We start from the raw sequence: 25,749 nt of genomic DNA on the forward strand, positions 1-25,749 counted from the left end.
AATCCAAAAAAAGGGATTTCGTTCGATCTATTACACCTTTGGATTTTAACTTTATTCGTTCTCTTGAGAACGCAAAGCCAGGCAGAGGGTGGCAAAGGTCATCAACGGAACAAATTTTCAGTGATTGGCTAGATAGAAGTGATATTCGTGATAATGGCCTAGAGCAAGCCATAATTAAAAGAGTAAGTCAGTTTGAATTCTTGAATAATTTCCACTCTACAAGAACTAGAGGTAAATCTACGAACTCTGATTATCTCAACCATTTATCACATCTGGTTTGCGCATACCTTAAACAATGTAAATCAAATTCCTCTGGTCAAACCAAGAAGTTCGTTAATAGTGTTTTTCCTATCGGAACGCCACTAGACCAATATTTGAATAGAATAGTCACTTTCAATTATGATACCCTCATTGATAGACAGCTTTTAGATCGCGGCATATCTAGAAGAAAGCTTTACTTTGATAGGATTGTGAAAAATAAGGGCGATGGTGTTCGTCGTAATATCGATGAGAAGTTTGATCACCCTTTAATTCTTAAGCTACATGGCTCAATAAACTGGCGGTGTGACAGGAAGCATTTTGATGATTTGATATCTGGTGCAGTTAGTCAAGAAGAAAAGCTAGAAATCTGGCATGACGATGACTCAGTTCCTAAGCCTCATGACGGCCAATCGCCACTAATTATACCCCCGATTCCAAATAAGCCGATTACAGCGTCAAGTTTGTTTAACTTTCTTTGGACTTGCGCATATGAATATATGCATGAAGCTAAGAAAATCGTCATAGTTGGTTATTCTTGCCCACCGACCGATACACTAGCTAGCACAATGTTTGGGCACTTTAACAGTAAAAATCTTGAGGAAATTTACGTTGTAGACCCCAATGCAATAGCTCTCAAGAACTATCGAGAGATGTTAGATCCGAAAGTAGCTAGTGGTGCGAAGTGGCGCTATTACTCAAGCTTTTCAGAGTACATAGAAGGTGAAATCAGCTAACAAGCCGCAGCAATCGCTTCCGTTGGTCGCTGGGACAGCCAAAACGCTGCGCTTATTTGTCTTCCCCTGTGCGGGGCGTTAGACGTAATATGGAAGAACTACTCTTGGATGCTTGGTGCGAAATTGTGAGTTGGAATTGGTCTGGAATAATTCAAAGCGTAACCGGGCTTGGAACTCTCATTATTGCCTTTATTGCTTTAACTTCATGGCGGCGCCAACACCGCTCACAAGCCGTAACCAAGTTACTCGAACAACTTACAGACTCAGTACACGAGTTCATTCAATCAATCTCGCCAGCCGTACAAATGCTCACATTTGTTCGGATAGGCATTGAAAGTCAAGAATTCAACGGCGACCTCAATAAAGACCTACAGCATCCCCTAACGGTTGCGTATATAGAAAAAGAGGGTAGGGAGTCCGCTGACCGTTTAATGGAGCTTCTGAAAAATTCAGAGCAGCCAGTTCACCGAATTCGGTCGCTACTGGTTAAAGGTCAAGTGCTAGGAATCTCCAACTATCACGAGTGTCAAAATGCTTGCAATATGATCGTTTGGCAGTTTGACCGACTGCAAGTCGTTTTTTCTATGCTCAGTAGCCAACATATGAACTGGGAGCATCCAAAGGTCATAGAGAATCTTGGAAATATGATGGATATAACTCCTGAGGACATTACTCGCCATATAGATGAAAACCAGAAGAAGTTTCTAGCGTTTCTAAGGGACACCTATGCGCGAGAGTACAAAAGCGTCTAACAAAAAGTTCAACAACGCTCGTTCCTCGCTCGGACGCGCTAACGCGCACCGGTTAACTTGGCGTTAGGAAAAAAGGGTAACGTTATGAGAATATTCACCTTATTAATATCTATCCTATTTTCAAGTAGTGTTCTTTCCGCTACTAGTGCAGAGCAACTGCTTAAGTACTGCGAAACAACCTCTGTTGAATATTGCAAAGGCTATATATCTGGTTTTTATGATGGAAGAACAACAAGTGACTATGGAATTAGTATGTTCCAGTCGTGTCCGCCTACAGATAGAAGTGGCCTAAAACTTGTTGTTACCTATGAGCAAATGCGACGAGTTTTTATTAAATGGGCCAATAATAATCCTGAAAAACTGCATTATGAGGATTGGTTCGCTGTTCGGGAAGCATTCGCAAATGCTTGGCCTTGCAAATGAAAAATGTATTTGTATGTACTAGTCTATTCCTAGCAATACGTTCAAAATCGTTCGCTGCGCTCTCTGGGATCTTCAAAGCTTCGCTTTTCCGGCCCCTTAACGTAGCGTTAGCGCCAACCCATAAACATCCGCATGAGGTTTCACGTGTTCGACGACGACAACAAGCAATTTGCCTATGCGTTCTTGGCTGACCGCGAGAGCTACCACTCCCAGAAGGAAAACTCTGCTTACGCGATATTTCTCGTCGAGGCTGGCCTCTTCGGAGCTCTTTGGACGACGAGCACATTACGAGATCTTATGAATGTCGTACCCAACTCTCGCCTAGTCGTGTCACTGCTTGTCGTCTTTACCTGGTGCCTCTTTCACGTGCTCCTACGCTGGCAGCTCAGAAATCGTCGAATTGCAGCGCTACAAGTCGCAACTTTGCTCCACGCTATAACAGATCATCTTGCTAAGCGGCCAGATCCACCTCAGCAAGTGCCTGTGGTCGGAGGGGCGCTTAGTAAATTCTTCGACTACTTTATACCTCGGCCAAAATCGACAATCGTTGGAGATGTCGAGCTCCAGCAATTCCCAGAGTGGTATCGCATTCGCTACCTCACGTTCCAGGGAAAGGGAACAGGAGCCAGTTTCGGAGAGATTTTTCCGACCTACGGCAGTATCGCCATGGTCGTTGCAACTCTGGCCTATGTCTTCCTTCGGTGAAAATGCTAATCAATCGTTGCAGCGGACCGGCCACAAACGGCGCTTTGCACTGCTTGCAGCCGTCCGCTGAACTCAGTCGTTAGGTCTCTACGATGAAAAAAATATTCACTTACGAGGACTATGTTCAGGATGATGCCTTCGCTGATCCTTCGTAAGCATCTTTATCTAAGCCAGATATTTACCAAATATTTGATCGTTCTAACACGTCGACTTGTCCGTTTTGTAAGTCATTCACAAGCAGGTTGCATGAAAACGATCTAAATGATGTTCCTGATTGGTTGGGTGGTGGACATCTTTGTGTAAGGGAATATGTGTCATGTTGCGATAGCTGTGGGTGGTGGCGCATACATACCTATAAGGAAACGGATGGTGATATCGAAGGCATCTCAACCATTATCAAAAATGCTGTTCTGAGAAAATATGATCTCTCCGGAAAAGATATTCCAATAAACGTTCTCCAGCAGTATTTGCGAAACAATTATGAAGATGTCATTAATATTCATGATCAACAAATGGAAAAGCTTGTTCAGTCTGTGTTTTCTGAGCATTTCTCGTGTGAGGTAGAGCACATCGGAAAATCCCATGATGGTGGCATTGATCTTCTTTTAGTTCGATCGGACAACCCAACTGTCATACAGGTTAAGCGGCGTAAAAAGCTTTCCCACATTGAAAGTGTCAGTGGTATTCGGGAGCTACTTGGTGCCGCTTTGTTAAAGGAAAGTAAAAACTGCATTTATGTCTCAACTTGCAGCAACTTTTCGAAGCCAGCGAATACAGCAGCCGCGCGAGCTTTGGAGCTTGGTATTGTTGAGAGTTATGAACTATATGATTTTTCTAGATTTTCCGATGTTCTAAAATTAACTGCGCGCTCGAATGTAGAACCATGGAGGCAGTTTCTTGAAATTTAGACCTAATGAGTTGTAGCACTTCAGCCGCTACACGGCTCGGACCTCAATAAGCTACGCTTATTTCGTCCGGTGTGCAAAGCGTTAGTGCGCCACAACCCTTAAGGAGGCAGGACTAAGGGACAGGCACCGCTAATAGTTGGGTATCCCTGTTACGGGCCAGGCTGGCGCCTTCCTATTTGACATTGGTGTCGGTAAGGTCCTACTATCTGCGGCCGAAGGTATCGGGCACCTGCCGCCTGCAGACTCAAGTCACGGTGAAGCTCGACGGTACGAACAAACTCACTCTCGAAGCATTTCGTCGGTGGGCAATGCAGGCCCCCATCATGAGCGAAATGCCTCATTTGAGGAGTGAATGATGTCGTCCCGGCACTCACCTGACAACCGTTTCCTGATCGCTCCCACAGGGCGGCTCTTCTTCGCCAATGCTCTTCCAATGATGCTCGTCATGACAATGAACGGGCTTCTGAATGTCGTCGATGCCACCTTTTTGGGCTATTTCGTCGGCACCAATGCCTTAGCCGCCGTCAGCATCGTCTTTCCGGTCTTTATGATCACCGTCGCTCTGTCGACCCTTGTCAGCGGCGGCATGTCCAGCCTCCTGGCCCGTCACTTGGGCGCGGACGCAAGAGATCAGGCTGCAGCAGTCTTCGCCCGAGCGCATGGATTGGCACTCTGTACCTCACTCACCCTGATCGCGATCTTCCTGGTGGGAGGGCGCGCCGGCGTTGGCTACTTGGCGGACGGGCAGAACGGCATCACTGAGATGGCCCACACCTACCTATCGATCATGATCTATGCGACGCCCGTACAGTTCCTGCTTGGGCTGCATGCGGATACGTGGCGCAATGAAGGCCGGGCGGGTCTCATGGCGCTGATGTCGGTTGGGGTGACGCTTGCGAATATTGCACTGAACTACGTGCTGATCGTCATTCTCGAGCTCGGCGTCGCCGGATCGGCCTGGGGCACGGTACTAGCCCAGGGCCTGGGCTTGGGGCTGCTGATTGGCCTGCGTCTGCGCGGAGGCAGTGGGTTACTGCCGCTCAATTCGCTTGGCAAATGCCGCTGGACTGGGGGCTGGCGCCCTATACTGGCCCTTGGGGCACCTCTCAGCCTCAGCTTCATCGGAATCGCGTTTGTCTCGGCGACTCTGATCGCAACCCTGAAACTGACGGCGGAGGCTGGCTATGCCGACACCATCGCAGCCTACGGGATCGTCACCCGGATCTTCAGTTTCACGTTCCTGCCTCTGATGGCTATCGCGCTCGCAACCCAGAGTATCGCAGGGAACAATGTCGGTGCAGGGCTCTATCTCCGGTCGGATGCGGTACTGCGGCTCGCACTCGGCACGGCACTGCTTTATTGCATTGCAGTCGAGATCATTCTGCTCGGCAGCAGCCACCATATTGGGGCGGGTTTCGTCCGGAACCAAGTCGTAGTGGCCCAAGTGGGGGCGATCCTGCGTCCGATGGTATATTTTTACCTCTTCGTCGGTCCGCTTCTAGTGCTAGCGCTCTACTTTCAAGCTGTGGGCCAGCCGGGGCGCGCAGCGGCGCTGACTTTGGCCAAGCCTTTGTTGCTGTGCCCGGTTCTGATCGTCGCGCTTGGGTTCATCAACGGTGCCGAGGCGATTTGGTTCGCATTCCCGATTGCCGATGGCCTCGTGGCCAGCCTTGCAATCGTAATCGTGATTGCCAGCCTGAAGCGGCACAGGGCCGGATCCGGGTTCGGGCTGGCAATTCAGGGAGAACCGACATGACCCTGCAAACACTTGCAGAAGCCAAGGCGCAGGCGAAATCCTTGCGCCAAGCGCTTGCCGCCAAGGGAATCCAGATCAACCACGCCCACGCGCTGGAGCTTATCGCCCAGCAAAACGGAGCGCGGGACTGGAACACGCTCCACGCCCGGCTGTCGGGTGCCGAAACACCGCCCTTCAATATCCAAGAAGAGGTCCGCGGCCAGTACCTGGGTCAAGATTTTACTGGCCGGATCGTCGCGATATCGAAGGCAGGAAAAAGCTACAGGCTCTCGATACAGCTGGAGCAGCCGATCGATACCGTCCGGTTTGCGAGCTTCTCCAACATACGCCGTCGCATCAGAGGCATCATTGACCGGGACGGCCGGTCACCACACAAGACTTCGGACGGCACGCCGCAGCTGATCGTCGAGCCGCTGGTGCGCCGCAGCTGATAGCACCCATTACCGTTACAAGTCATTAAGGAGAATCAGCAGTGAGGCTGGATAGTATTGTCCCGTGGGGGCGTTCCTTCGAAGAATACCGTTCTATCTTTGATCTATCAGACGGTGATCTTCAGAAGAAAATACTTGGCTGTGGTGATGGTCCCGCATGCTTCAACGCCGAGCTCACTCAACGCGGTGGCAATGTCGTGTCTGTTGAACCTGTCTACCTGTTCTCCGGAGACCAGATCCGGGCGAGAATTGATGAGGTTTATCCTCAAATCATGGCCCAGATGGCAGACAATACCGACAAATATCTTTGGGAAAGCATCGAGAGCGTCGATGAGCTGGGGCGGGTACGTATGAACGCCATGCAACAATTCCTCTCCGACTATGAGCAGGGGCTTGAAGCCGGCCGGTACCTATGCGCTTCGCTTCCGTCTCTCCCCTTTGAAGATCACCGGTTCGATCTGGCCCTCTGCTCCCACTTTCTGTTTCTGTATAGCGATCATTTCGATCTGGAGCAGCATATCCACGCCATGAAGGAACTCTGTCGGATCGCTGCCGAGGTCAGGGTCTATCCTTTGCTATCTTTGGACGGTAATCCATCAAGGCATTTACAGGCGGTGATGGACGCATTGGCTGCAGACGGCATCGACACTTTGCTGCAACCTGTCGATTATCAATTTCAAAAAGGGGCCACTGAAATGTTGCTGGCAAAGCCGTGTAGCCATCGCTGGTAGTGAAGGTTCGCTTCGCTCCCGCCTCTTCTGCAAGCGTCGCCCCTATACACACCTGCGAAGAAGCTTTATACAATGGACATCCCTCGAATATTCTGGATCTCTGAGAGTGCTCACCGCATCCACAACCCGTTCATACCACCAACGGGGTCACCCCATTACCGATAACGGATTTCAGAGCACTCTCATCGCATCTATATGCCAGCAGACGCGTTCGAACACGGTTAAATCCCCCGTACTGATCAGTTCCAGGGAGATTTCCCTTCGTAATACGGGTCGTCATGAGGGCCTGACATGTAACCGTACACGTCTTCGGGGTCGTCGAAGATTGTGCCGAGGTCTGAATGGATATTGAGCACGAAGGTCACGCGCTCACATTGTTCCTCACTGAGGACCTCGGGAAATGGCTGGTCAGGATCCAGCTTCAGGATAGCGAGCGCCTGATTTGGCGTGCACTGCCATTGGACCAGAATATGCAATGCTTCGGATAGGCCGGTGCTCATATGCTTAACCCCCGATTACAGTCCTTAGGGTGTCCCGCCGGCACGTACCCGGCCAGCCGGACAGATGGGTAACAGGTGAATTACAGTATAGATGCCGCCTCCGTACACTTCTCCAGGAACGGGGGCGCGGGCAACGACAGGGCCGCTCTCTGCCGTTTCGTTGCTTCCTTACAGCAAGCGGTGCGCTGGAGCGGGGCATCAATGAGCGCTGGAGCAAGGGGAAGGCACGCCGGTATTTCCGTAGCCCTAGTCAATCAATCCACTCAACTCACATTCGCTGCGGTTTATTTGCGCCAGTGTGATTCAACGTTTTGCATGCAGGGTGATCACTTTTGGCTATTGAAGCGCTCCGTTGGATTCATGAACTACTCAACGAAAGGGAAATTCCGTTCGTCGTTTGTGGTGGCCTTGCTGCCATTGGCTATGGGTCTACCCGGCCGTTGAATGACATCGACCTGTTCGTTCCTGGCCGGCACTTTCAATCGGTTGTTTCCGCCGCGGCGGACTGTATCTCCAAACCAGCCAGGCGCTATCGTGAGGAGGGCTGGGATCTCGAGTACGTCCAGTTCATCTACGAAGGCACCAAGGTGGAAGTCGGAAACGCCGAAGATGCAATGATATTTGACGCCGGTTCAGGTCAATGGGTAGCACTGGCCATTGATTTCTCCCGAGCCTGTGACGTTGAGGTATTGGGCATCACAGTGCCGGCTATGAGGATTGAAGATCTGATCAGCTACAAGAGAATCCTTGATCGGCCGGTAGACCGGGAAGACATCGCCGAGATAGAAAACCGGGCATGATCAATGGTCGAAAGTGACGCCCGGCCCGCCGCGTGCCGGGTCCTCCGCGCTTCGCGCTCCGGCGCACCTGAACCACGTAAATGCCACATTCTGTAGTCGAACACTCTAAAATCTTGATAGCGACCTGTTATTAACCCGGCGGGTTAATATCACTGATGTTTCTATAACCGCAGAGGTGGCAGAGATGGATAGGGACAGCTCTCGGCAGGTCATATAGGTGAAGCATAACACTCGTATAATGGTCGCGGCTGTGGCGGCAGGGCCGCTACTGCGCTGCGTTCCGGCTCCTGCACAGGCGTTAGCATGTCAAAAATGAAACTCGTCTTCCGGCCAGCTGAGGACAAGGGCTTTGTCGAACAATTGACCCGGCGAAATATGGCCGCCTACTATGCCCGGCTTGGGATCGATTGGGACTGCTCGCTGTTCGACAAGAATTGGAATGAATTCGAAAGCTATGAGCTGGCCGTCAACGGCTGTGCAGTGGGTGTGTTGCGTTTGAGCCACGATGACAGGGCCTACTATATTCGGGATCTCCAGCTTGAACAGGCCTGGCAGCGACAAGGCCTGGGCTCTCAGGCGATTGGCTACGCAGCCGAGGTCGCACGGCGGTCGGGAATTCGATTGCTTCGGCTGCGTGTTTTCAGTATGAATCCGGCGACGGCTCTGTATGAGCGGTTGGGGTTTCGAATTTGTAAGACTGAAGGCGGCACTCACAGTATGGAGCGCGAGCTTTACTGACAACTCCTGTACGACGCACGGCTTCGCGCCGCCGCTTCGCTCAACCTTATAGGCACTTATGACACTACACATTGAAACCCCGCTTATCGAATCCAGCGCCATGAGCGTCGCCGCAGGGCGCCCGGTCTGGCTTAAGCTCGACGCACTGCAGCCGCCCGGTTCATTCAAGATCAGGGGCATCGGTCATGCGTGCGAAACCTATCTGGCCCGGGGGCCCGCAGGTTCGTTTCGTCATCGGGAGGCAACGCGGGCCTGGCTGTCGCCTACGCCGGTCGTCGGCTTGGCGTGCCGGTCACGGTTGTCGTGCCGGAAACCACCACAGAAAGAGCAAAGGAGCTGCTGCGGCTGGAAAAAGCGGAGGTCATCGTGCAGGGGCCCTCCTGGCAGGAGGCCAACGCCTTTGCACAATCGCTGATCGGTGCATCGGATGCGTTTCTCCATCCCTTCGATGATCCGCTGCTCTGGCAGGGCCATGCGACGCTGATCGATGAAGTTTTTCGCTCCGGTCTAAAACCCGATGCCGTGGTACTGTCCGTCGGCGGCGGCGGTCTGCTTTCGGGTGTGGTGGAAGGGCTTCATCGCAACGGATGGAGCCATATTCCGGTTGTCGCTGTTGAAACGGCAGGTGCCGCATCCTTTCACGCAGCCGTAACGGCCGGTCACAGGGTCGAACTGGAACGGATCACAAGCATCGCCACCTCGCTGGGTGCCAAGCGTGTTTGCGAGAAGGCCTTCCAATGGTCGAAGCATCACCCGATCCGCAGTGTCGTGGTATCGGACCAGAGCGCGCTGTCTGCCTGCGAACGTTTTCTTGCCGATCATCGACTGTTGGTCGAGCCTGCCTGCGGTGCCAGCCTGGCAGTGGCATACGGGAATGCACCGGAACTCGAAAGTTTCAGCAATATCCTGGTCGTGGTTTGCGGTGGCGCCACTGCCACCATTGATCAGATCAGGGAATGGGGGAGCAGCTAAGGCGCTCTGTATACAGCAACGCTTTCTCTGTTGCGGTTTCGCCTCAACCAAAAACCGGCGCGTGCCTGTAGCGCCCTGCAGTAAGAGGAGCTCCGATGAGCCTGAAAGATCATTTTGCACTACTGGCCAACTACAATCAGTGGATGAACGCCAAGGTTTACGCAGCGGCGGGCCATCTTGGCGCTGACGAGCTGGTCAAGGACCGGGGGGCCTTTTTCGGCTCCATTCTGGGGACCCTGAATCATATCCTCGTTGGCGACATCATCTGGCTCAAGCGGTTCGCTACACATCCGTCCTGTCGGTCCTCTTTGCAGGAGGTCGCCAATCTTCCGAACCCGAGCAGCCTGGATCAGATACTTTTCGCAGATTTCGCTGCGTTGTCTCAACAGAGGGACTGGCTGGATCGCCAGATTGTCGCTTGGGTGGCTGAGCTGTCGGAGGATGACCTGGATCTCGTACTCGATTACCGCAACACCCGAGGGGTTCCTGCCAGCAAAGGCTTTTCGAGCCTGGTGCTTCACTTCTTCAATCACCAAACTCACCATCGGGGCCAGGTATCGGTTTTGCTGTCTCAGGCCGGTGAGGACATCGGGGTGACTGACCTGTTGGCCCGGATCCCGGACGAAGCTCAGGTTTAAGCCGCTGTTGCCCGACAGCTTTTCGACTCACACATCGCCGAAAGGCCCGGCGACAGGCTCTCCCGGCGCTGGGGTCACAAGGGGTTGCCGTGCGGGTAGCCGCTACCAAGTACAATCCCGCTGCCTGGGGGCCGTCTCTACAGTTAACGAAGGAAGGTATACGCATATGGACGTGATTCTTGGTGCCAACGGAATTATCGGTCAAGAGCTCTCGAGGGCTCTCGCCGCACAGGGTCGGCAGGTTCGGCAGGTGAGCCGGAACCCGGAGCGGGTAAGCGCAACCGACGGGACTTTTGCGGCCGACCTGCTGGATGGCGAAGCGACGGCACGGGCCGTCGAAGGCTGCGAAGTGGCATATCTTGTCGCCGGCCTCAAGTACGAAACGGCTGCCTGGCAGGCACAGTGGCCGCGCCTGATGCGCAACGTGATCGATGCTTGCAAGCGCAACCGCTGCCGCCTGGTCTTCTTCGACAACGTCTATGCCTACGGCAGGGTTGAAGGCTCAATGACAGAACAGACGCCCTTCAATCCGGTCAGCAAGAAGGGTGAGGTGCGCGCCAGGATCGCAACGATGCTGCTGGACGAGATGCAGGCCGGCGAGCTGCAGGCGATGATCGTTCGCTCGGCAGACTTTTACGGTCCGGGCGCAGTGCAGAGCTTTCCCCACGCCACCGTGTTCGAGCGTCTGAAGAAAGGCAGGACTGCGCAGTGGATAGGCAATGCGAAAGCGGTGCACAGCTTCACCTATACCCCCGATGCCGGTCGAGCGCTGGCTGTGCTGGGGAGTTCCGCGAAGGCATACGGCCAGACATGGCATGTTCCGACCTCCAGGGAGCTGCTCACAGGCGAGGTTTTTGTGCGACTTGCCTGCGACCTCGCTTCTCGTCCGTACAAGCTGCAGGCTGCACCACGCTGGATGGTCCGCCTGATGGGGCTCGTCGTGCCGGTGCTTCGCGAGAACATGGAGATGATGTACCAGTTCGAGTACGACTACTGCTTTGACAGCAGCAAGATCGAGGCGGCCTATGGTCTGCAGCCGACACCCTATCGCCAGGGGATCGCGGCATGCCTCGGTACTTGAAGCCATAATACCGGGATAGTAGCCCTGTTTCTGCGGTTCGATCTGATGTCGTCGCATGCCAGAACCTTTGTTGGATAAGGCGGTTGCATATGAATTGGGTGACCCGCTCTGTGCTAGCTTACGAAAGGCCTTGCTTCAGTCAGTGACCCCTGGGAGTTGACAGGCAGGGTCAGCGGGGCTTCTGCGACCGGGCGGCGGTTCCTTTCTGGCAGGCAAGTACTTTGGGCCTTGTGGCTCGATAGTGGTTCTCATGGAGGCTGACATGACAGATGATCGCTTCAAGGCATGGCTAACGTTCTGGCAGTTTATCCTGGGCACCGTAGTTCTTGGCCTGTTTTCAACGGTCATCAGCCATCAAATTCAGACGCGTGAGGTTGAAATCAAGGAACAGGAAGCGAATGCGAAGTTCCTCGAGCAGGCATTAGAGGAGGATATTGGCGTCAGGCGCCGACTCGCGCAGTATTTCTCTCATGTCACACGGTCCGCCGAGCTACGGGAGCGGTGGGGAGAATATTCGAAAATCGTAGAAGCTGAATTTCAGCAGACCCTTGCCGAAAAGAACAGATTGGAGGAAGAGGCGAAGGACGAGGGGGTCAGTCAGGAGGCTCGGGAACAGTTGCTGGCCCGGGTTGCCCAACTCGAACAAGAGTTGAGCCCACGTGCGTCAAAGGATGCGGCACTGCCAACCCGAACCTACTTGCATATATCCAATGAGGACCAGAGAGGTCTTGCATCGGCTATAGCCGCGGCCTTACGGGAGGCATCGATTATGGTTCCTGGAATCGAACTGCAACGGCAGAGTCCGTCCAGGAGTGAGCTGCGATACTTTCGGCGCAGCGAGGAGGTGGAAGCCGAAGGAATTGCCGCCATCATTCAGGGTGTACGGCCCGGTATCGAAGCGCGGTACATTCCCGGATATGAAAACGCTACCGGGATTCGCCCGCGGCACTTCGAGCTGTGGATTGGAACCGAGGAGCAGCCCTAGCAAGGCCGTGAAGCATCGCGCACACTGTGCGCTGGACGTCGCCATGCCTGGCCACATACGGCAACGTCGGGCGCATTAGAGCAGTGGAGCAGAAGATGACGCAGGAAGACACCAGGTCTCGGTTCAGCGCACGTGTACTTCGTCCCGAGGACCCGGGCAACGATAACTCCTGGGCCTTTGTGGTTCTGCCCAAGGAAGCAAGTGCAAAGCTGCCGAGGCGTGGTCGCACCACAGTAGAGGGGAGTATTAACGGCCAAGGTTTCAAGGCGTTACTTGAGCCGGATGGTCAAAAAAGTCACTGGCTGAGAGTCGATGAGAAGCTGCTCAAGGATTCAGGTACAGATATCGGTGACGTTGCTCAATTTGAAATCATGGCTGTCGGGCAGGAACCCGAGCCGGAAGTCCCCTCCGACCTGGTCAAGGCCTTGGACGCTTCGCCTGAGGCTCGGGTCACCTGGGATGCAACGACCGCTATTGCTCGTCTCGACTGGATTCATTGGATTACATCGGCCAGGCAGGCGAAGACGCGCACGAAAAGGATTAACGATGCCTGTGACATGCTTGCCTCTGGAAAGAAACGAGTCTGTTGCTTTGATCCGTCGGGGTACTACAGCAAGGCTTTCAGTGCACCAAAGGCAGCGGAATAGCCCTGGCCGGTCCCGATCCCCAGAGCAGCGTGGAAGCCATTTTGCTGTGTTCGAAACAGCTGCGACGGTATAGGCAGACGTTGCCCTGGTGTTGTCAGGGTGGGTTAACCGACTGATGGGGATGTTCGCCATGCTCGAAACACGTACCGGCAAAAGGCTATCGGTCGAGTCCACCCAAGCCGCCGAGCTGTACCAGCAGGCCGTCGACTCGATCCTGGGATCGGAATCCGGCGCTGCACAAGCCCTGGACCGGGCGCTTGAGCTCGAAGCCGAATTCGCGTTAGCGGCAGCGGCTCGCTACTGCGTGGCAAAGGATGTTGGCGAACCCGGGGCAGAAGCCTACCGGGCGCTTGCAGAACGCGCATCCCCGGGCGCATCGAACTGGGAGCGGGAACAGGTCGATGTGCTAGAACATATCGAGCGCGTCTGGGGGATGATGGGCCATCCTTTCGTTGCACTGCACGTCGCTGGCCTGTACGCGAGTGCCGGCGATCTGGGGGGACTTGAACGCTGTGAATACACCATTTCCGGCAAAGCGGCCGGGGTCAATCGTGATGTATCGCTTGCGCTGGTGTCCGCACTGAGTGATTTCGTGACCGGCGACTATCCGCGTGCAGCGCAGACCCTCGCAACGCTGTCGCCAGGTGCGCGTATCGGTATTGGTGGCAGCAACGTCGAGCGAATACTGGTCGACTTGCTTGAATCCCGTTGCCTGGCGCGACAATAAAAAACGGGTAGATTACATCGAAATGCGTCAGATCCTGTCTATTGCCTCAGCCGCCGGGCCCCATCGGTGGGCAATCCGAGATTCTAACGGGGTCACCCGTTATCCTGCTATCTATATCCAGCCGCCCAAACGCAAAGCACCAGGTATTGAAAGACGTGTCGTTTTTCGATTCTCCAATAAGAAAAACTAACAATGAGCAATAAAATAGTTACACAGTTCGTACAATTAACCATGGTGGCAGTTGTAGCTATTTTTTGGGGCGTCACAACAGTGGCAGCACAGGATGAGGAGCCATCAGCAATGAATGACGACCAAGAAACATTCCGGACAGGCTACGCCCCTGTCAACGGTCTTCGAATTTACTACGAAGTTCACGGCGACAGGGAATCAGCTCAGCCGCCTCTGGTGCTACTGCATGGCGGTGGCGATACAATCAATACGTCTTTTGGCCAGATCCTGCCGGAACTCTCTCGTACCCGTAAAATAATTGCATTCGAGCAGCAGGGTTATGGGCACACAGCGGACATCGCTGAACGGCCGTTCAGCTTCGAGCAGTCGGCCGACGACACTGCGGCATTATTGGAGTACCTGCATATTGAAAAAGCCGATCTATTCGGTTTTAGCAACGGTGGTACTATCGCGCTGCAGGTGGCGATCAGGCATCCGAAAATTGTACGCAAGCTCGTACTGGCATCGGCCCTTCTTAAGCGCGATGGCGCCTATCCGTGGCTGTGGGACGCAATGGCTAATGCCAGGCTAGAGAACATGCCACAGGAGTTGCGGGAGGAATATCTCAAGGTTGCGCCACACCCCGAAAACCTACAAATGTTTCACGACAAGGCCGCCCAGCGAGTGCTTGAATTCAAGGATATTCCAACTGACGTGATCCGTGGTGTCACGGCGCCGACACTCGTTATCGTCGGCGACGCCGACGTCATACGCCCGGAGCACGCGGTAGAGACTTTCCGGCTTCTCCCGCACGCTCAGCTCGCCGTGCTCCCCGATACAGATCACATGAATGTGACAAAGCGCAGCGAGTGGTTGGTACCGATGATCGATGGGTTTCTCGACGAACCGGGGGCAAAATAGAGCGGGCGTCCATCGTGCTTCAACTGTCGAATCCAAGGTGCCCAACAAGCTTCTGCCCGGGGCTGCATTACGCTGCGTTCCATGCAGACCCGGAACCGAACATTATGAATCGAGGAGTGGACCGTGCTGAAACCCGTCATTCAGGAGGAAGCCACAGGCTGCGGAATTGCGTCTGTTGCCAACATCCTGGGCAGGACCTATTCGGAAATGAAACGCGTGGCAAACGCCATGGGTATCCATGCCAATGATGAATCGCTTTGGTCCGATACCCGGTATGTAAGGAAGCTGTTGTCCCATGCCGGAGTGGAGACGTCTGCCGATGAAATCCCTTTCGAATCCTGGAGTACACTGCCTGATTTGGCATTGCTGTCCATCAAGCACCATCAGGAAGATGGCAGGAATTTCTGGCACTGGGTCGTTTTCAAGCGTGTAGATGGTGAGGGTTTTGTTCTGGATTCAGCAAGCTATCTGCCGTCCAATATTCGCACCGACTTCACTGCAATGCAGCCCAAGTGGTTCATCGAGGTCAGAAATGCATAACCAGGCCATTGAATTCGTTCCCGGCGGTCGCCGGACACTCGTTCGTCGTGCCTTATATTCCGGACGTTAAGCGGGTATGGAAGACAAGCTAACGTTGTTGCCTCCGCATATGCCAGGCGATGAACCTCCCGCCGGAGCCGTTCTTGCCGATCGCAGCAAACTGTCTCATATCAACACCTACGGCGATCTTCCTCGCTGGTATAAGGACTACCACTTCATCTGTATAGACTGTGGGGCCTCGCAAACATGGACCGCTGAGCAGCAAAAGTGGTACTACGAGGAGGCAAAAGGCCATATCTGGGCCGTGGCGGTCCGCTGTCGGCCTTGCCGAAAGTTGCACAAGGCCGGGGGTAAATAGCCCTTGAAAAAAGGAAACAGCGTTTTATTAACCTGGCGTACAAATAGGTTCGCCCTATCTTTTTGTACGTTATGTACAGGACGTACTGTATGCCGCGTACGAATGGATGCGTATGAGCGGCCAAACCACAAAAGCGGGCGCAGGTGTGCGAACATGCTGGTTTCTTCAAGCGGCTGGGCTTCGCCTGACGTAGCCCAGCCTGCCGACCTGAAGAATCAGGCGAAGACGAAGTACTTGCGCACCGTCTCGACCACTTCCCAGGTGCCCTTCATGCCGGGTTCGATCACGAAGACGTCGCCGGCTTTGAGGTGCTTCGGCTCCTCGCCTTCCGGCGTGATGATGCAGTAGCCGTCGAGGAAGTGGCAGAATTCCCACTTGTCGTAATTCACCTCGAATTTGCCCGGAGTGCAGATCCAGGTGCCCATGATCTTGCTGCCGTCGTTGGAAACGTAGGCGTTGAGGTTCACGGTGTGCGGCTCGCCGCCGATGCGCTTCCACTTGGTGGCGTCGACCACCGGAGTGGGGCAGGTTTCGCGCAGGACGGTGATGAAATCGGACATGTCAGCTCCAGACGATCTGATGAAAGGTCGGTCATTGTAGATCCGGTGCCCAACCGGAGGCTGTCTGGTTCCGACACCGACAGGGCCGAAACGCGCCTGCAGCAGAGCCATAAACCGCAATACCCTTTAGGGTACACTGGCGGGGCAGCAGCCGGCGGCCCCTGTTGCCGGGGCAGCACCGCGGGCCTTGCCTGAGCCTGTCGTCGGTATTTGATATTCGGCAACGAATGCAGGCCCGGCGAACCCGGACCTGCAGTTCGATACAACCCTCAGGTGGCGAGCACTGAATGCCAGAAGGAGCAATTGTGAAGATCTACGGTGATATACAGTCAGGTAACTGCTACAAAATAAAGCTGCTGTGCTCGTTGCTGGGGATTCAGCACGAATGGATTCATGTTGATATCATGGCCGGCGGCACCGGGACCGATGCGTTCCTGGCGAAGAACCCGAACGGAAAAATTCCTCTTCTGGAGCTGGATGATGGCCGTTGCCTGTCGGAGTCCAATGCCATACTCAATTTTCTGGCTGATGGAAGCGACCTGCTTCCCACGGATGCCTATGGACTCGCCAAGGTGCAGCAGTGGCAATTTTTCGAACAATATAGCCACGAACCCTATATTGCTGTCGCACGTTTTATCGCCAGGTACCTGGGACTGCCTGACGATCGCCGGACGGAGTACGAGGCGAAGCAGGCCGGTGGCCACAAGGCTCTGACCGTGATGGAGCAACAGCTTTCAGCCGCGCCGTATCTGGCGGGTGATTCGTTATCCACGGCTGACATCAGCCTCTATGGCTATACCCATGTTGCCCACGAGGGCGGTTTCGACCTTTCCCTATATCCGGCGGTCCTGGCGTGGATCGACAGAATTGCGAAGCACCCGAACTATACCGGCATGGTGTAGGTATCAAGAAGCTGCGGCGATTCGAGGTTGCCCGGGCGCAGGGCTGGAAGGCGCTGGAGCTGCCGCGGGGCGGCTTCGATGTGATCGAGTTCTGGATAGAAAACAGGGTGATGATCGAGCTGCTCACCCCCGATATGGCGAAAGACTACCTGGCTGCAACCCGGAAGTTCAGGGGCCCGGCCTGATAGAATCAACTCGGCGGATGCGCAGTTCGCGGGATTGATCACCCGTAAATTTCAGTCAGGGAAGGACCTGTCTCGATGCTCGAATTGCTGGAAATCATACTCTTTACCGCTTTGGCAGGTCTTTGTATCCCGCTCGGGGGCTGTTGGCCCGTATCGAACACATCCAGCCGGAGTGGCTGGAGCAGGAATTGCGCCATTTCGTTATCGCGCTTGGCGGCGGCATTCTGCTCGGTGCGGTGGCGGTCGTGCTGGTGCCCGAGGGGCTCGCCGGGATGAACCGCTCGCCGCTGGGCGTCGTATTCATGTTGGCAGGCGGGGTGCTTTTCTTCGCGATCGAGAAGCTGATGGGGCTCAGGAGGCGGGAAGCTCCCCAGTTGATGGGGATGCTGCTCGACTACATACCGGAGGCCGTTGCGCTTGGCGGTATGCTGGCCACCGGTGCCCCGGTCGCGCCGTTGCTGGCGCTGCTGATCGGTCTGCAGAACCTGCCGGAGGGTTTCAATGCCTACCGAGAGCTGGTGCCGCTGAACGGCAACAGTCCGTCGAGGACCCTGAGGGCCATGTCGATGCTGGTGTTGCTCGGGCCGGTGGCCGGTGTCGCGGGTTACTGGTTTCTGTCGGATCGGCCCGAGGTGCTCGGGGCGCTCATGCTGCTGGCCGCGGGCGGTATCCTCTATCTGATTTTTCAGGATATCGCGCCGCAGTCCCGCCTCAAGCGCCACTGGGCTCCGCCACTGGGGGCCGTGATCGGCTTTGGCGTCGCGATGCTGGGCAGCCAGCTGACCCATCCCGTCTGAGACGCAGGCCGCCCCGACCTTGGCTAAGCTGCAAGTGGTGGCCTGAATCCAGTGTCCTTGGCCATCGGTCATGTCATTTGCGGAGAAAACGATGGAGAAACTGCCGCTGTTCCCGTTGCCCGTGGTGCTCTTCCCCGGCAGTCGCATGCCGCTGCAGATCTTCGAGCCGCGCTATCTGCGCATGGTCTCGGACGCCTTTCGCCGGCAGCGGGGTTTCGTCATTGTCCAGACAAGGCCCGAGGCTGAAGCGGTCGAGGGCCAGACGCCTTTTTCCGTGTCGGGGGCTATGGCGAGATCGTCGACTTCAGCCCGCTGCCGAACGAGCGACTCGGCATCGTCGTAAGTGGGTTGAGGCGGGTCCGCATCGGGCGGGTGAGTGCCGAGGAGGACAACCTGCTGATGGCCGAGTGCGACTGGCTTGCGGACGAAGCACCGGAGTCCGTCCCCAAACGTTACGAACCGTTGCAGCTGTTGCTGCGGCAGATGCTCAAGCACCCTGCGCTGGCGCCGCTGGCGACTGAGGCCGACCCCGAGGATGCTGCCAGTCTCGGTTTCAGGCTGGCGGACTGGCTGCCGTTCACGGCGGAGGACAAGCAGGAACTGCTGGCCTGCGAGGGCGCCACGCGCCGCCTGCAGCTGATCCACGACTCCATCGACTGGGACGATTAGGCGGCGCCTTGCCCCAGGCGCTCGAACAGGCCGAGCACCAGTGCATCCAGTGCAAACAGCAGCAGGCAGAAACGCCAGTTCCAGGCCATCATGCGAAACCCGCTGATGCCGAAGCGCCCCTGCATCGCCAGGTGCGTGCCGGAGCAGGGCGACAGGATCACCCCGAGGGACCAGCTCATCAAAATGCTCAGCGCCAGCAGGTCGAGGTTGTCGGTGATCGGCAGCAGCATGCCCGCCAGGCTGCTGACGCTGATCAGCGGATGGATGCCGAAGCTGGCCGCGAGCGCGCTGAAACCGACGAGGCCGGCCGCTTCGAGGGCGCCGAAATGGGTCAGCTGCAGCGTGAAGCCGCTGAAATGGACCCAGGACGCGATACCGGCGGTGAGAATGCCGGCGGCGAGAAACAGCAGCAGTTCGCCGGCCATGCCCGGAAGCGTCGTTTCGATGTGCGCCCGGTACTGCCGCAGGCCGGCGGCTCCGTTGCCGCGCAACAATACCGCCAACGGCAGCAACAGGGCGCTGATCGTGATCAGCGTGATGATACCGAGTGCCGGCGCAAGCTCATGACTGATGGCGACGATGACGACCAGCAGCAATGGCAGGCGTAACGCTTCGGCATGCATCGGATAGCCGGCAAAGGTATCGATATCGTCACGGCGGCACAGCAACAGGCCGGTCAGCAGCAGCGCCGGCATGGCCACGGCCAGGCCGCCCAGGCTGACCGGCAACAGCCGCGCGCCGGGGGCCAGGGTCAGGGCAAGGCCCATGGCCACGAAAAACGGCGACCAGAGTGCAGCCAGGCCGAAACCGCGTGACATCAGCATGGCCTGGGCCGGCTGCAGCGGACGATGGGCGTGCAGCCGGTCGCCGATGATGGTCAGGGCCGAGAAATTGATGGCGGCGCCGAAAAATGGGTGCCGAACAGGGTTTGCCAGAGTGCCCGGCGTCCCCGGGGCAGTTCTTCCTGGCGCCCGGATCCGGGCGCCGCGATCAGACGCAGGAAGCCGACGGCCACCAGCATCGCAATCAGGCCCTGGCTGCCGGCGATGCCCCGGATCGCATAGTCCCATCCCTGGCCCTGATGCGCGGCGACGAGGAGGCCCGAGCCGCCGACGCCCAGCATCAGCGCTACCTGCACGCGCTGCAGTCTGCCGAGACGGCGAAACAGCAAAAGTCCCGCGCCCCAGGCCAGGGCGCCCGGCACGGCCGGAGGCAGCCAGCCGGTCAGGGCGGCCGTACAGGAGCCGACAGCGGCCAGCAACAGCAACCAGCCGGCCAGGCTCGACGTGCGCCGGCGGGCAAGGCGGGTCGCCGGTGGCGCCGCGGATGGGCTGTCAGTCACGGTTGCGGCAGCGCTCGGCCGGCACGCTCAGCGCACGCAGCAGGTAATCCTTGAAATCCTCGGGCCAGGGCTGCGAGACCAGGGCCTTTCTCATGCACAGCAGCCAGGCGTCCCGTTCGCTGCTGCCGACGGCCAGGTGGGCATGGGCCGACGGGATGCTGATCGGGCCGTATTTTTCCCGGTAAAGCTTCGGGCCGCCGAGCCAGCCGCAGAGAAAGCGGGCCAGCTTGTCCCGCGATTCCGCCAGGTCGTCGGGATGCATGGCGCGGATGCCGGCCGCGTCCGGCAGACTTTCCATCTGGTCATAGAAGTCGTCGACCAGCCTGGCGATGCCGGCTTCGCCGCCGGCGGTGATAAAAGAGGTGTCGTCGTCGCCATAACGGCGCTGGCCCGGTTCGGAAATCTTCATGTTCAGGGTCTCCCGAGGATGCGCGGTGGTAAGCGTCGGCGTCAGAGCCGGTGGGGTTCGACAGCGATCGATTCTACCCGATCGCCCAGGGTCACGACACGGCCCCGGTAACGTTCGTCGCCGGTGGAGGTGAACTCGAAATTGTAGGCCCGCCACCAGCGCAGTCGACCACTGTCGTCACGTTTCAGCCAGAGCGCGCGCAGGCCGATGCTGTCGTCGAGCAGCTGGAGGTCCAGCTCGTCGCAGTGGCGGCGGGTGGCGCGCAGTGCTATCTCCTTGACGCGCTGGCCCTGCCACCAGTGCAGTCCCAGCAGTGCCATCAGGCTGAGCCAGAAAAGATCCTTGAGATCGAAATACATGGTGCTCCTTCAATAATCGCCGATTTGCGTAGGGTGGAATGAGTCTGCGAATTCCACCGGTAACACCAGGCCGCGATGGGGCCAGACAAGGCGAGCCACCGAGCACTCTGAAGCCGCCGGTGGAATTCGCGCCTGCGGCACTCATTCCACCCTACCCGCGTTCCGACCTGCGATTCATGTCTTGGGCCTAACGGGTTGCTGATAATAGTTGATGTAAATGCTAGGGTATACGGATCGTCGCAGTCACCCAGATCGAGAGTCCGATGCGTACCCTGGAAACCCTCAATTTCGATAACAGCTATGCCCGTCTGCCGGAGCAATTCTATCACCGTGTCGATCCGAAACCTTTAAAGGGCGCCCACCTTATCGGCTTCAACACCGAAGTGGCGGGGCTGCTCGATCTCGATCCCTGTCAGGTGACGCCGCAAGCGCTGGCGCGTTACTTCGGCGGTCATGAGATGCTGCCCGGATCCGAGCCGCTGGCGATGAAATACACAGGCCATCAGTTCGGCGTCTACAATCCGGATCTCGGCGACGGCCGCGGGCTGCTGCTGGGCGAGGTGGTGAATGCCGCCGGCGAACGCTGGGACCTGCATCTCAAGGGCTCGGGCAAGACCGCCTTTTCCCGTTTCGGCGACGGCCGGGCGGTGCTGCGCTCGAGCATCCGCGAATATCTCGCCGGCGAGGCGATGCATGGACTGAACATACCCAGCACCCGTGGCCTCTGCCTGATCGGCAGCGACGACTATACGATGCGCGAGGGCATGGAGCCCTGCGCCATGCTGCTGCGGGTCAGTCGCTGTCATATTCGCTTCGGTCATTTCGAACACTTCTATTACCGCCGCATGCACGACGACCTGAAGCTGCTGGCCGACTACTGCATCGAGCGCTATTTTCCCGATCTCGCCGATGACGAAAATCCCTATCGCTCGATGTTCGTTCGTGTCGTCGACCGCACCGCGGCGCTGGTGGCTCGCTGGCAGGCCTGCGGCTTCGTCCATGGCGTGCTCAATACCGACAACATGTCGCTGCTGGGCGAGACGTTCGATTATGGCCCCTATACCTTCCTCGACCAGTACCGGCCGGACTATGTCAGCAACCAGAACGATCACCAGGGCCGTTACGCTTTCCGCGGGCAGCCGGGCGTGGTGCTCTGGAACCTCGCCTGCCTCGGTCAGGCGCTGCTGCCGCTGGTGCCGCGCGAAGATCTCGAGACCCAGTTGCAGCGCTTTACCCTGCTCTACGAGGGTTACGAGCTGGCGCGCTTTCGCGAGCGTCTGGGACTCGAGGAGGTCGAGACCGGCGATGCCGAACTGGTCGAACGGCTGAAAACGCTGCTGGCGGAGCAGCGCATCGACCTGACCCGCTTTTTCCGCCGTCTGTGCGACTTCGATGGCGGCGAGGCCTCGATCGAAGCGCTGATGGAATTGTGGCCCGATCCGTCGAAGCTGACGGATTGGCTGCTGCAGTACCGCGAACGGCTGGAACGGGAGGAGGGTTCGGATGCGCAGCGGCGCCGGCGGATGCGGGCGGTGAACCCGAAATACATTCTGCGCAACTACATGGCCGAGGAGGCGATCCGGGCCGCCCATCAGGGCGACTTCGGGCCGGTCAACGACCTGATGACGGTGTTGCGCCGGCCGTTCGACGAACAGCCCGAGTTCGAGCGTTTCGCCGGCGAGCCGCCGGACTGGGCCGGCGCCATCTGCCTGACCTGTTCGTCCTGAATGGACGAGGCGCCTTCGGCGCCTGTGATGGGTTACGCCGCCGGAAGACGTAATTGGAAAACGGACTGTCAATGCCCGTGGCGGCTAACCCATCCTACGACTCTTCGCTACAATAGCGGCCTTTCCGGTTTAGAGGGACGCAATCGATGCTGCAGGGATTTGTCGTGGCCCACTGGCCCAATCTGCTGGCGATGCTGTGGTTTCTGATCTGCTTTCGCGGCTATATGCGTTATGCCCGCCTCAAGAGCCAGACCACGGCCTGCCTTGCCAGCGTGATGCATCTGTACCGCCACGAATGGATGCGGCATATGCTGATGCGCGAGAACCGCGTGCCCGACACCACCGCCATCGCCAACCTGGAACGGACCGTCGCCTTCTTCGCGTCGACCACCATGCTGATCCTGGCCGGTCTGATGACGCTGCTCAGCGCCAGGGACAAGGCGATCAGCATCGTCTCGGAGATTCCCTTCGCCTATCCGACCGGGGCCGGTGAATGGGAGTTCAAGTTGCTGGTGCTGCTGGTGCTCTTCGTCTATGCCTTTTTCAAGTTCACCTGGAGCCTGCGTCAGTACGGCTTCGCCTCGGTGATGGTCGGCGGCGCACCGCTGCCGAGCGAGGAGTTTACCGAGCAGCGCCTGGAAGCCCATGCCGCCCGCATTGCCAAGATGACATCGCTGGCGGCGAACAACTTCAACCTGGGGCTGCGCACCTACTACTTCTGTCTGGCGGTACTGGGCTGGTTCATCAACCCCTGGCTTTTCATGCTGGCGTCGGCCGTCGTCGTCTATGTGCTCTATCGCCGGGAGTTTTCGTCGTCGACGCTGAAGTCCCTGATGCTGAGCACCGAGGTCGACAGGTAGGGGAGCTGCAAGCCGGGCACTGATGTAGGTTGGAATAAGCCCCGAAGGGGCGCATTCCGACGTTTGTGACCTGTACTGGCTACCCGGAATTCGCTTCGCTCATTCCAGGCTACGGTTGCTGAGCGTAGCGAAGCCCAACAACGGGAGCCCCGAGCGGGGGTTGAAATACGCCGGGCCGGCCCCATCTTCTGCATAACAGGTTTTTAACCCCCGAAACTGTTGTAGAACAAGGGCCTAGCAATCCATGAGCATCGAAACCCAGAAAGAGACTCTCGGTTTTCAGACAGAAGTGAAGCAACTGCTGCACCTGATGATTCACTCTCTGTACTCGAACAAGGAAATCTTCCTGCGGGAACTGATTTCCAACGCGTCCGATGCAGCGGAGAAGCTGCGTTTCGAGGCGCTTTCCAATGCCGACCTTTACGAGAACAATGGTGATCTGAAGATCCGTGTCAGCTTCGACGAAGACGCCAAGACCGTCACCATCGAGGATAACGGCATCGGCATGAGCCGCCAGGATGTGATCGAGCATCTGGGCACCATCGCCAAGTCCGGCACCTCCAGCTTCCTGTCCCAGCTCACCGGCGACCAGAAGAAGGACAGCCAGTTGATCGGCCAGTTCGGGGTCGGTTTCTATTCCGCCTTCATCGTCGCCGACCGGGTCGACGTCTTCACCCGTCGCGCCGGTGCGCCGGTGGCCGAGGGCGTGCACTGGTCCTCCGCCGGCGAGGGCGAGTTCAGCATCGCGACCCTGGAGAAACCGGAGCGCGGCACCCGCATCGTGCTGCACCTGAAAGAGGGCGAGGAAGAGTTCGCCAACGGTTGGCGTCTGCGCGCGCTGGTACGCAAGTACTCCGACCATATCGCACTGCCGGTGATCATGCAGAAGGACGCCGAAGAGGGCGAAGAGGGCGAGGAAAAGGCCAAGGCCGAGCCCAAGGACGAGACCGTCAACAGCGCGACTGCACTCTGGACCCGCGCCAAGAACGAGATCAGCGATGAGGAATATCGCGAGTTCTACAAGCACATCTCCCATGATTTCGGCGATCCGCTGAGCTGGTCCCACAGCAAGGTCGAAGGCAATCTCGAGTACAGCTCGCTGCTCTACGTGCCGGAAAAGGCGCCGTTCGATCTCTGGAACCGTGAAGCGCCGCGCGGTCTCAAGCTCTATATCCAGCGCGTCTTCATCATGGACCAGGCCGACGAGTTCCTGCCGCTGTACCTGCGTTTCATCAAGGGGGTGGTCGATTCCAGCAACCTGTCGCTGAACGTGTCCCGCGAGATTCTGCAGAAGGACCCGCAGGTCGACAAGCTGCGCGCGGCGCTGACCAAGCGCGCCCTGGACATGCTGGCGAAGCTGGCCAAGAACGATGCCGAGAAGTACCAGGCGTTCTGGAAGGAGTTCGGTCAGGTACTCAAGGAAGGGCCGGCGGAGGATCACGGCAACCGCGAGAAGGTGCTCAAGCTGCTGCGCTTTGCCTCGACCCAGAGCGGCAGCGCCGAGCAGACCGTGGGCCTCGACGACTATATCAGCCGCATGCAGGAAGGCCAGGAGAAGATCTACTACGTCGTGGCCGACTCCTTCAATACCGCCAAGAACAGCCCGCACCTGGAGATCTTCCGCAAGAAGGGCATCGAGGTGCTGCTGCTGACCGATCGCGTCGACGAGTGGATGATGAGCCACCTGTTCGACTACGAGGGCAAGTCGTTCCAGGATGTCACCAAGGGCGAGCTGGACCTCGGCGAGGTCGAGAACGAGGAAGAGAAGAAGGCCCAGGAGGAGTCCGCCAAGGAGCTGGAAGGGCTGGTCGAGCGCCTCAAGACCACTCTCGGCGACAAGGTGGCGGACGTGCGCATTACGCATCGTCTGACCGACTCCCCGGCCTGCCTGGTGCTTGGCGATTACGACATGGGGGCGCAGATGCGCCGGATCATGGAGGCTGCCGGTCAGCCGGTGCCCGAAACCAAGCCGACCTTCGAGCTCAACCCGGCGCACCCGCTGATCAGCAAGCTCGATCAGGAGGTCGACGAGGACCGCTTCGGCGAGCTGGCGCTGGTGATCTTCGACCAGGCGGATCTGGCCGCCGGTGGTCAGCTCGACGACCCGGCCGCCTATGTCTCCCGCCTCAACAAGCTGCTGCTCGAACTGAGTCAGTAAGGGCG

Annotated in this window: 30 protein-coding genes and 2 pseudogenes; 26 read left to right on the forward strand and 6 right to left on the reverse strand. The window is 57.1% G+C overall.

Features of this window, described 5'->3' with window-relative positions; genetic code table 11:
- The first annotated feature begins 38 nt into the window (after positions 1 to 38).
- The 8 genes from ACFQDL_RS21185 to ACFQDL_RS21220 all read left to right on the forward strand — a co-directional run bounded on the left by ACFQDL_RS21185 (position 39) and on the right by ACFQDL_RS21220 (position 6,701).
- On the forward strand, positions 39 to 995 hold the full coding sequence (locus tag ACFQDL_RS21185; protein ID WP_379910744.1) for an SIR2 family protein: 957 nt from the start codon (positions 39 to 41) through the stop codon (positions 993 to 995).
- Positions 996 to 1,084: 89 nt separating this feature from the next.
- Entirely contained in the window at positions 1,085 to 1,747 is a 663-nt protein-coding gene (locus tag ACFQDL_RS21190) for a hypothetical protein (RefSeq protein ID WP_379910745.1), read from the forward strand.
- Between the two features lie 84 nt (positions 1,748 to 1,831).
- Complete coding sequence (locus ACFQDL_RS21195; protein ID WP_379910746.1) at positions 1,832 to 2,170, forward strand: Rap1a/Tai family immunity protein; 339 nt, start codon at positions 1,832 to 1,834, stop codon at positions 2,168 to 2,170.
- Positions 2,171 to 2,314: 144 nt separating this feature from the next.
- A complete protein-coding gene (locus ACFQDL_RS21200; protein WP_379910747.1) occupies positions 2,315 to 2,875 on the forward strand; it encodes a hypothetical protein in 561 nt (186 codons plus the stop codon).
- A gap of 242 nt (positions 2,876 to 3,117) precedes the next feature.
- Positions 3,118 to 3,783, forward strand: coding sequence for a restriction endonuclease (locus ACFQDL_RS21205; RefSeq protein WP_379910748.1), 666 nt, complete (start codon positions 3,118 to 3,120; stop codon positions 3,781 to 3,783).
- A gap of 352 nt (positions 3,784 to 4,135) precedes the next feature.
- The gene (locus tag ACFQDL_RS21210; RefSeq protein ID WP_379910749.1) at positions 4,136 to 5,539 is read left to right on the forward strand and encodes an MATE family efflux transporter; all 1,404 of its coding nucleotides are present in this window, start codon (positions 4,136 to 4,138) and stop codon (positions 5,537 to 5,539) included.
- On the forward strand, positions 5,536 to 5,970 hold the full coding sequence (locus ACFQDL_RS21215; protein ID WP_379910750.1) for a glyoxalase superfamily protein: 435 nt from the start codon (positions 5,536 to 5,538) through the stop codon (positions 5,968 to 5,970). Before ACFQDL_RS21210 ends, ACFQDL_RS21215 begins: the two co-directional genes overlap by 4 nt.
- 41 nt (positions 5,971 to 6,011) lie before the next feature.
- Entirely contained in the window at positions 6,012 to 6,701 is a 690-nt protein-coding gene (locus ACFQDL_RS21220; protein WP_379910751.1) for a class I SAM-dependent methyltransferase, read from the forward strand.
- Positions 6,702 to 6,940: 239 nt separating this feature from the next.
- On the opposite strand, the gene ACFQDL_RS21225 is transcribed toward ACFQDL_RS21220, so the two are convergent.
- Positions 6,941 to 7,201, reverse strand: a complete 261-nt coding sequence (locus ACFQDL_RS21225; RefSeq protein ID WP_379910752.1) for a hypothetical protein — start codon at positions 7,199 to 7,201, stop codon at positions 6,941 to 6,943.
- Between the two features lie 332 nt (positions 7,202 to 7,533).
- On the opposite strand from ACFQDL_RS21225, the gene ACFQDL_RS21230 reads away from it, so the two are divergent.
- The 11 genes and pseudogenes from ACFQDL_RS21230 to ACFQDL_RS21280 all read left to right on the forward strand — a co-directional run bounded on the left by ACFQDL_RS21230 (position 7,534) and on the right by ACFQDL_RS21280 (position 15,776).
- Positions 7,534 to 8,001, forward strand: a complete 468-nt coding sequence (locus ACFQDL_RS21230) for a nucleotidyltransferase (protein ID WP_379910753.1) — start codon at positions 7,534 to 7,536, stop codon at positions 7,999 to 8,001.
- A 303-nt stretch (positions 8,002 to 8,304) separates the two neighbouring features.
- Positions 8,305 to 8,739 carry a GNAT family N-acetyltransferase gene (locus ACFQDL_RS21235; RefSeq protein ID WP_379910754.1) on the forward strand — a complete coding sequence of 145 codons (435 nt, stop codon included), beginning with the start codon at positions 8,305 to 8,307 and terminating at the stop codon, positions 8,737 to 8,739.
- 100 nt (positions 8,740 to 8,839) lie between these two features.
- Positions 8,840 to 9,711: pseudogene (locus ACFQDL_RS21240) on the forward strand (pyridoxal-phosphate dependent enzyme).
- Between the two features lie 95 nt (positions 9,712 to 9,806).
- On the forward strand, positions 9,807 to 10,349 hold the full coding sequence (locus ACFQDL_RS21245) for a DinB family protein (protein WP_379910755.1): 543 nt from the start codon (positions 9,807 to 9,809) through the stop codon (positions 10,347 to 10,349).
- 166 nt (positions 10,350 to 10,515) lie between these two features.
- Positions 10,516 to 11,430, forward strand: a complete 915-nt coding sequence (locus tag ACFQDL_RS21250; protein ID WP_379910756.1) for an NAD-dependent epimerase/dehydratase family protein — start codon at positions 10,516 to 10,518, stop codon at positions 11,428 to 11,430.
- A gap of 262 nt (positions 11,431 to 11,692) precedes the next feature.
- Entirely contained in the window at positions 11,693 to 12,415 is a 723-nt protein-coding gene (locus ACFQDL_RS21255; RefSeq protein ID WP_379910757.1) for a hypothetical protein, read from the forward strand.
- A gap of 95 nt (positions 12,416 to 12,510) precedes the next feature.
- A complete protein-coding gene (locus ACFQDL_RS21260) occupies positions 12,511 to 13,062 on the forward strand; it encodes a YdeI/OmpD-associated family protein (RefSeq protein ID WP_379910758.1) in 552 nt (183 codons plus the stop codon).
- A gap of 130 nt (positions 13,063 to 13,192) precedes the next feature.
- On the forward strand, positions 13,193 to 13,789 hold the full coding sequence (locus tag ACFQDL_RS21265) for a hypothetical protein (protein ID WP_379910759.1): 597 nt from the start codon (positions 13,193 to 13,195) through the stop codon (positions 13,787 to 13,789).
- Between the two features lie 192 nt (positions 13,790 to 13,981).
- Positions 13,982 to 14,878 carry an alpha/beta fold hydrolase gene (locus ACFQDL_RS21270; RefSeq protein WP_379910760.1) on the forward strand — a complete coding sequence of 299 codons (897 nt, stop codon included), beginning with the start codon at positions 13,982 to 13,984 and terminating at the stop codon, positions 14,876 to 14,878.
- Positions 14,879 to 15,001: 123 nt separating this feature from the next.
- Positions 15,002 to 15,418 carry a hypothetical protein gene (locus ACFQDL_RS21275; RefSeq protein ID WP_379910761.1) on the forward strand — a complete coding sequence of 139 codons (417 nt, stop codon included), beginning with the start codon at positions 15,002 to 15,004 and terminating at the stop codon, positions 15,416 to 15,418.
- Between the two features lie 109 nt (positions 15,419 to 15,527).
- A complete protein-coding gene (locus ACFQDL_RS21280; protein WP_379913235.1) occupies positions 15,528 to 15,776 on the forward strand; it encodes a zinc-ribbon domain containing protein in 249 nt (82 codons plus the stop codon).
- 215 nt (positions 15,777 to 15,991) lie between these two features.
- On the opposite strand, the gene ACFQDL_RS21285 is transcribed toward ACFQDL_RS21280, so the two are convergent.
- A complete protein-coding gene (locus tag ACFQDL_RS21285) occupies positions 15,992 to 16,336 on the reverse strand; it encodes a cupin domain-containing protein (protein ID WP_379910762.1) in 345 nt (114 codons plus the stop codon).
- A gap of 305 nt (positions 16,337 to 16,641) precedes the next feature.
- Here ACFQDL_RS21285 and ACFQDL_RS21290 point away from each other — a divergent pair, with 305 nt between their 5' ends.
- From ACFQDL_RS21290 to ACFQDL_RS21305, 4 genes and pseudogenes are all read left to right on the forward strand, one after another.
- Positions 16,642 to 17,238 carry a glutathione S-transferase family protein gene (locus tag ACFQDL_RS21290; RefSeq protein WP_379910763.1) on the forward strand — a complete coding sequence of 199 codons (597 nt, stop codon included), beginning with the start codon at positions 16,642 to 16,644 and terminating at the stop codon, positions 17,236 to 17,238.
- On the forward strand, positions 17,190 to 17,423 hold the full coding sequence (locus tag ACFQDL_RS21295; RefSeq protein ID WP_379910764.1) for a hypothetical protein: 234 nt from the start codon (positions 17,190 to 17,192) through the stop codon (positions 17,421 to 17,423). Before ACFQDL_RS21290 ends, ACFQDL_RS21295 begins: the two co-directional genes overlap by 49 nt.
- A 143-nt stretch (positions 17,424 to 17,566) precedes the next feature.
- Positions 17,567 to 18,220, forward strand: a complete 654-nt coding sequence (locus ACFQDL_RS21300) for a ZIP family metal transporter (RefSeq protein ID WP_379910765.1) — start codon at positions 17,567 to 17,569, stop codon at positions 18,218 to 18,220.
- A 145-nt stretch (positions 18,221 to 18,365) separates the two neighbouring features.
- A pseudogene (locus ACFQDL_RS21305) lies at positions 18,366 to 18,889 on the forward strand (LON peptidase substrate-binding domain-containing protein).
- On the opposite strand, the gene ACFQDL_RS21310 reads toward ACFQDL_RS21305, so the two are convergent.
- From ACFQDL_RS21310 to ACFQDL_RS21325, 4 genes are read right to left on the reverse strand one after another with little or no spacing between them, the layout of a single operon-like run.
- The gene (locus ACFQDL_RS21310) at positions 18,886 to 19,713 is read right to left on the reverse strand and encodes a hypothetical protein (RefSeq protein ID WP_379910766.1); all 828 of its coding nucleotides are present in this window, start codon (positions 19,711 to 19,713) and stop codon (positions 18,886 to 18,888) included. The pseudogene ACFQDL_RS21305 and the gene ACFQDL_RS21310 sit on opposite strands and share 4 nt — an antisense overlap.
- Before the next feature lie 53 nt (positions 19,714 to 19,766).
- Complete coding sequence (locus tag ACFQDL_RS21315) at positions 19,767 to 20,231, reverse strand: hypothetical protein (RefSeq protein WP_379910767.1); 465 nt, start codon at positions 20,229 to 20,231, stop codon at positions 19,767 to 19,769.
- The gene (locus ACFQDL_RS21320; protein ID WP_379910769.1) at positions 20,224 to 20,640 is read right to left on the reverse strand and encodes a group II truncated hemoglobin; all 417 of its coding nucleotides are present in this window, start codon (positions 20,638 to 20,640) and stop codon (positions 20,224 to 20,226) included. The genes ACFQDL_RS21315 and ACFQDL_RS21320 overlap by 8 nt, the downstream gene beginning before the upstream one ends.
- Positions 20,641 to 20,681: 41 nt before the next feature.
- Complete coding sequence (locus ACFQDL_RS21325; protein WP_379910770.1) at positions 20,682 to 20,999, reverse strand: DUF3301 domain-containing protein; 318 nt, start codon at positions 20,997 to 20,999, stop codon at positions 20,682 to 20,684.
- Between the two features lie 263 nt (positions 21,000 to 21,262).
- Between ACFQDL_RS21325 and ACFQDL_RS21330 the strand changes: the two genes are divergently transcribed.
- From ACFQDL_RS21330 to htpG, 3 genes are all read left to right on the forward strand, one after another.
- A complete protein-coding gene (locus ACFQDL_RS21330) occupies positions 21,263 to 22,726 on the forward strand; it encodes a protein adenylyltransferase SelO (protein ID WP_379910771.1) in 1,464 nt (487 codons plus the stop codon).
- A gap of 146 nt (positions 22,727 to 22,872) precedes the next feature.
- Positions 22,873 to 23,586, forward strand: coding sequence for a DUF599 domain-containing protein (locus ACFQDL_RS21335; RefSeq protein WP_379910772.1), 714 nt, complete (start codon positions 22,873 to 22,875; stop codon positions 23,584 to 23,586).
- 244 nt (positions 23,587 to 23,830) lie between these two features.
- Positions 23,831 to 25,744, forward strand: coding sequence for a molecular chaperone HtpG (gene htpG, locus ACFQDL_RS21340; RefSeq protein ID WP_379910773.1), 1,914 nt, complete (start codon positions 23,831 to 23,833; stop codon positions 25,742 to 25,744).
- Positions 25,745 to 25,749: the final 5 nt, after the last annotated feature.

It is taken from the genome of Marinobacterium aestuariivivens (assembly GCF_042661465.1).
GTDB classification, from domain to species: Bacteria; Pseudomonadota; Gammaproteobacteria; order Pseudomonadales; family Balneatricaceae; genus Marinobacterium_A; species Marinobacterium_A aestuariivivens.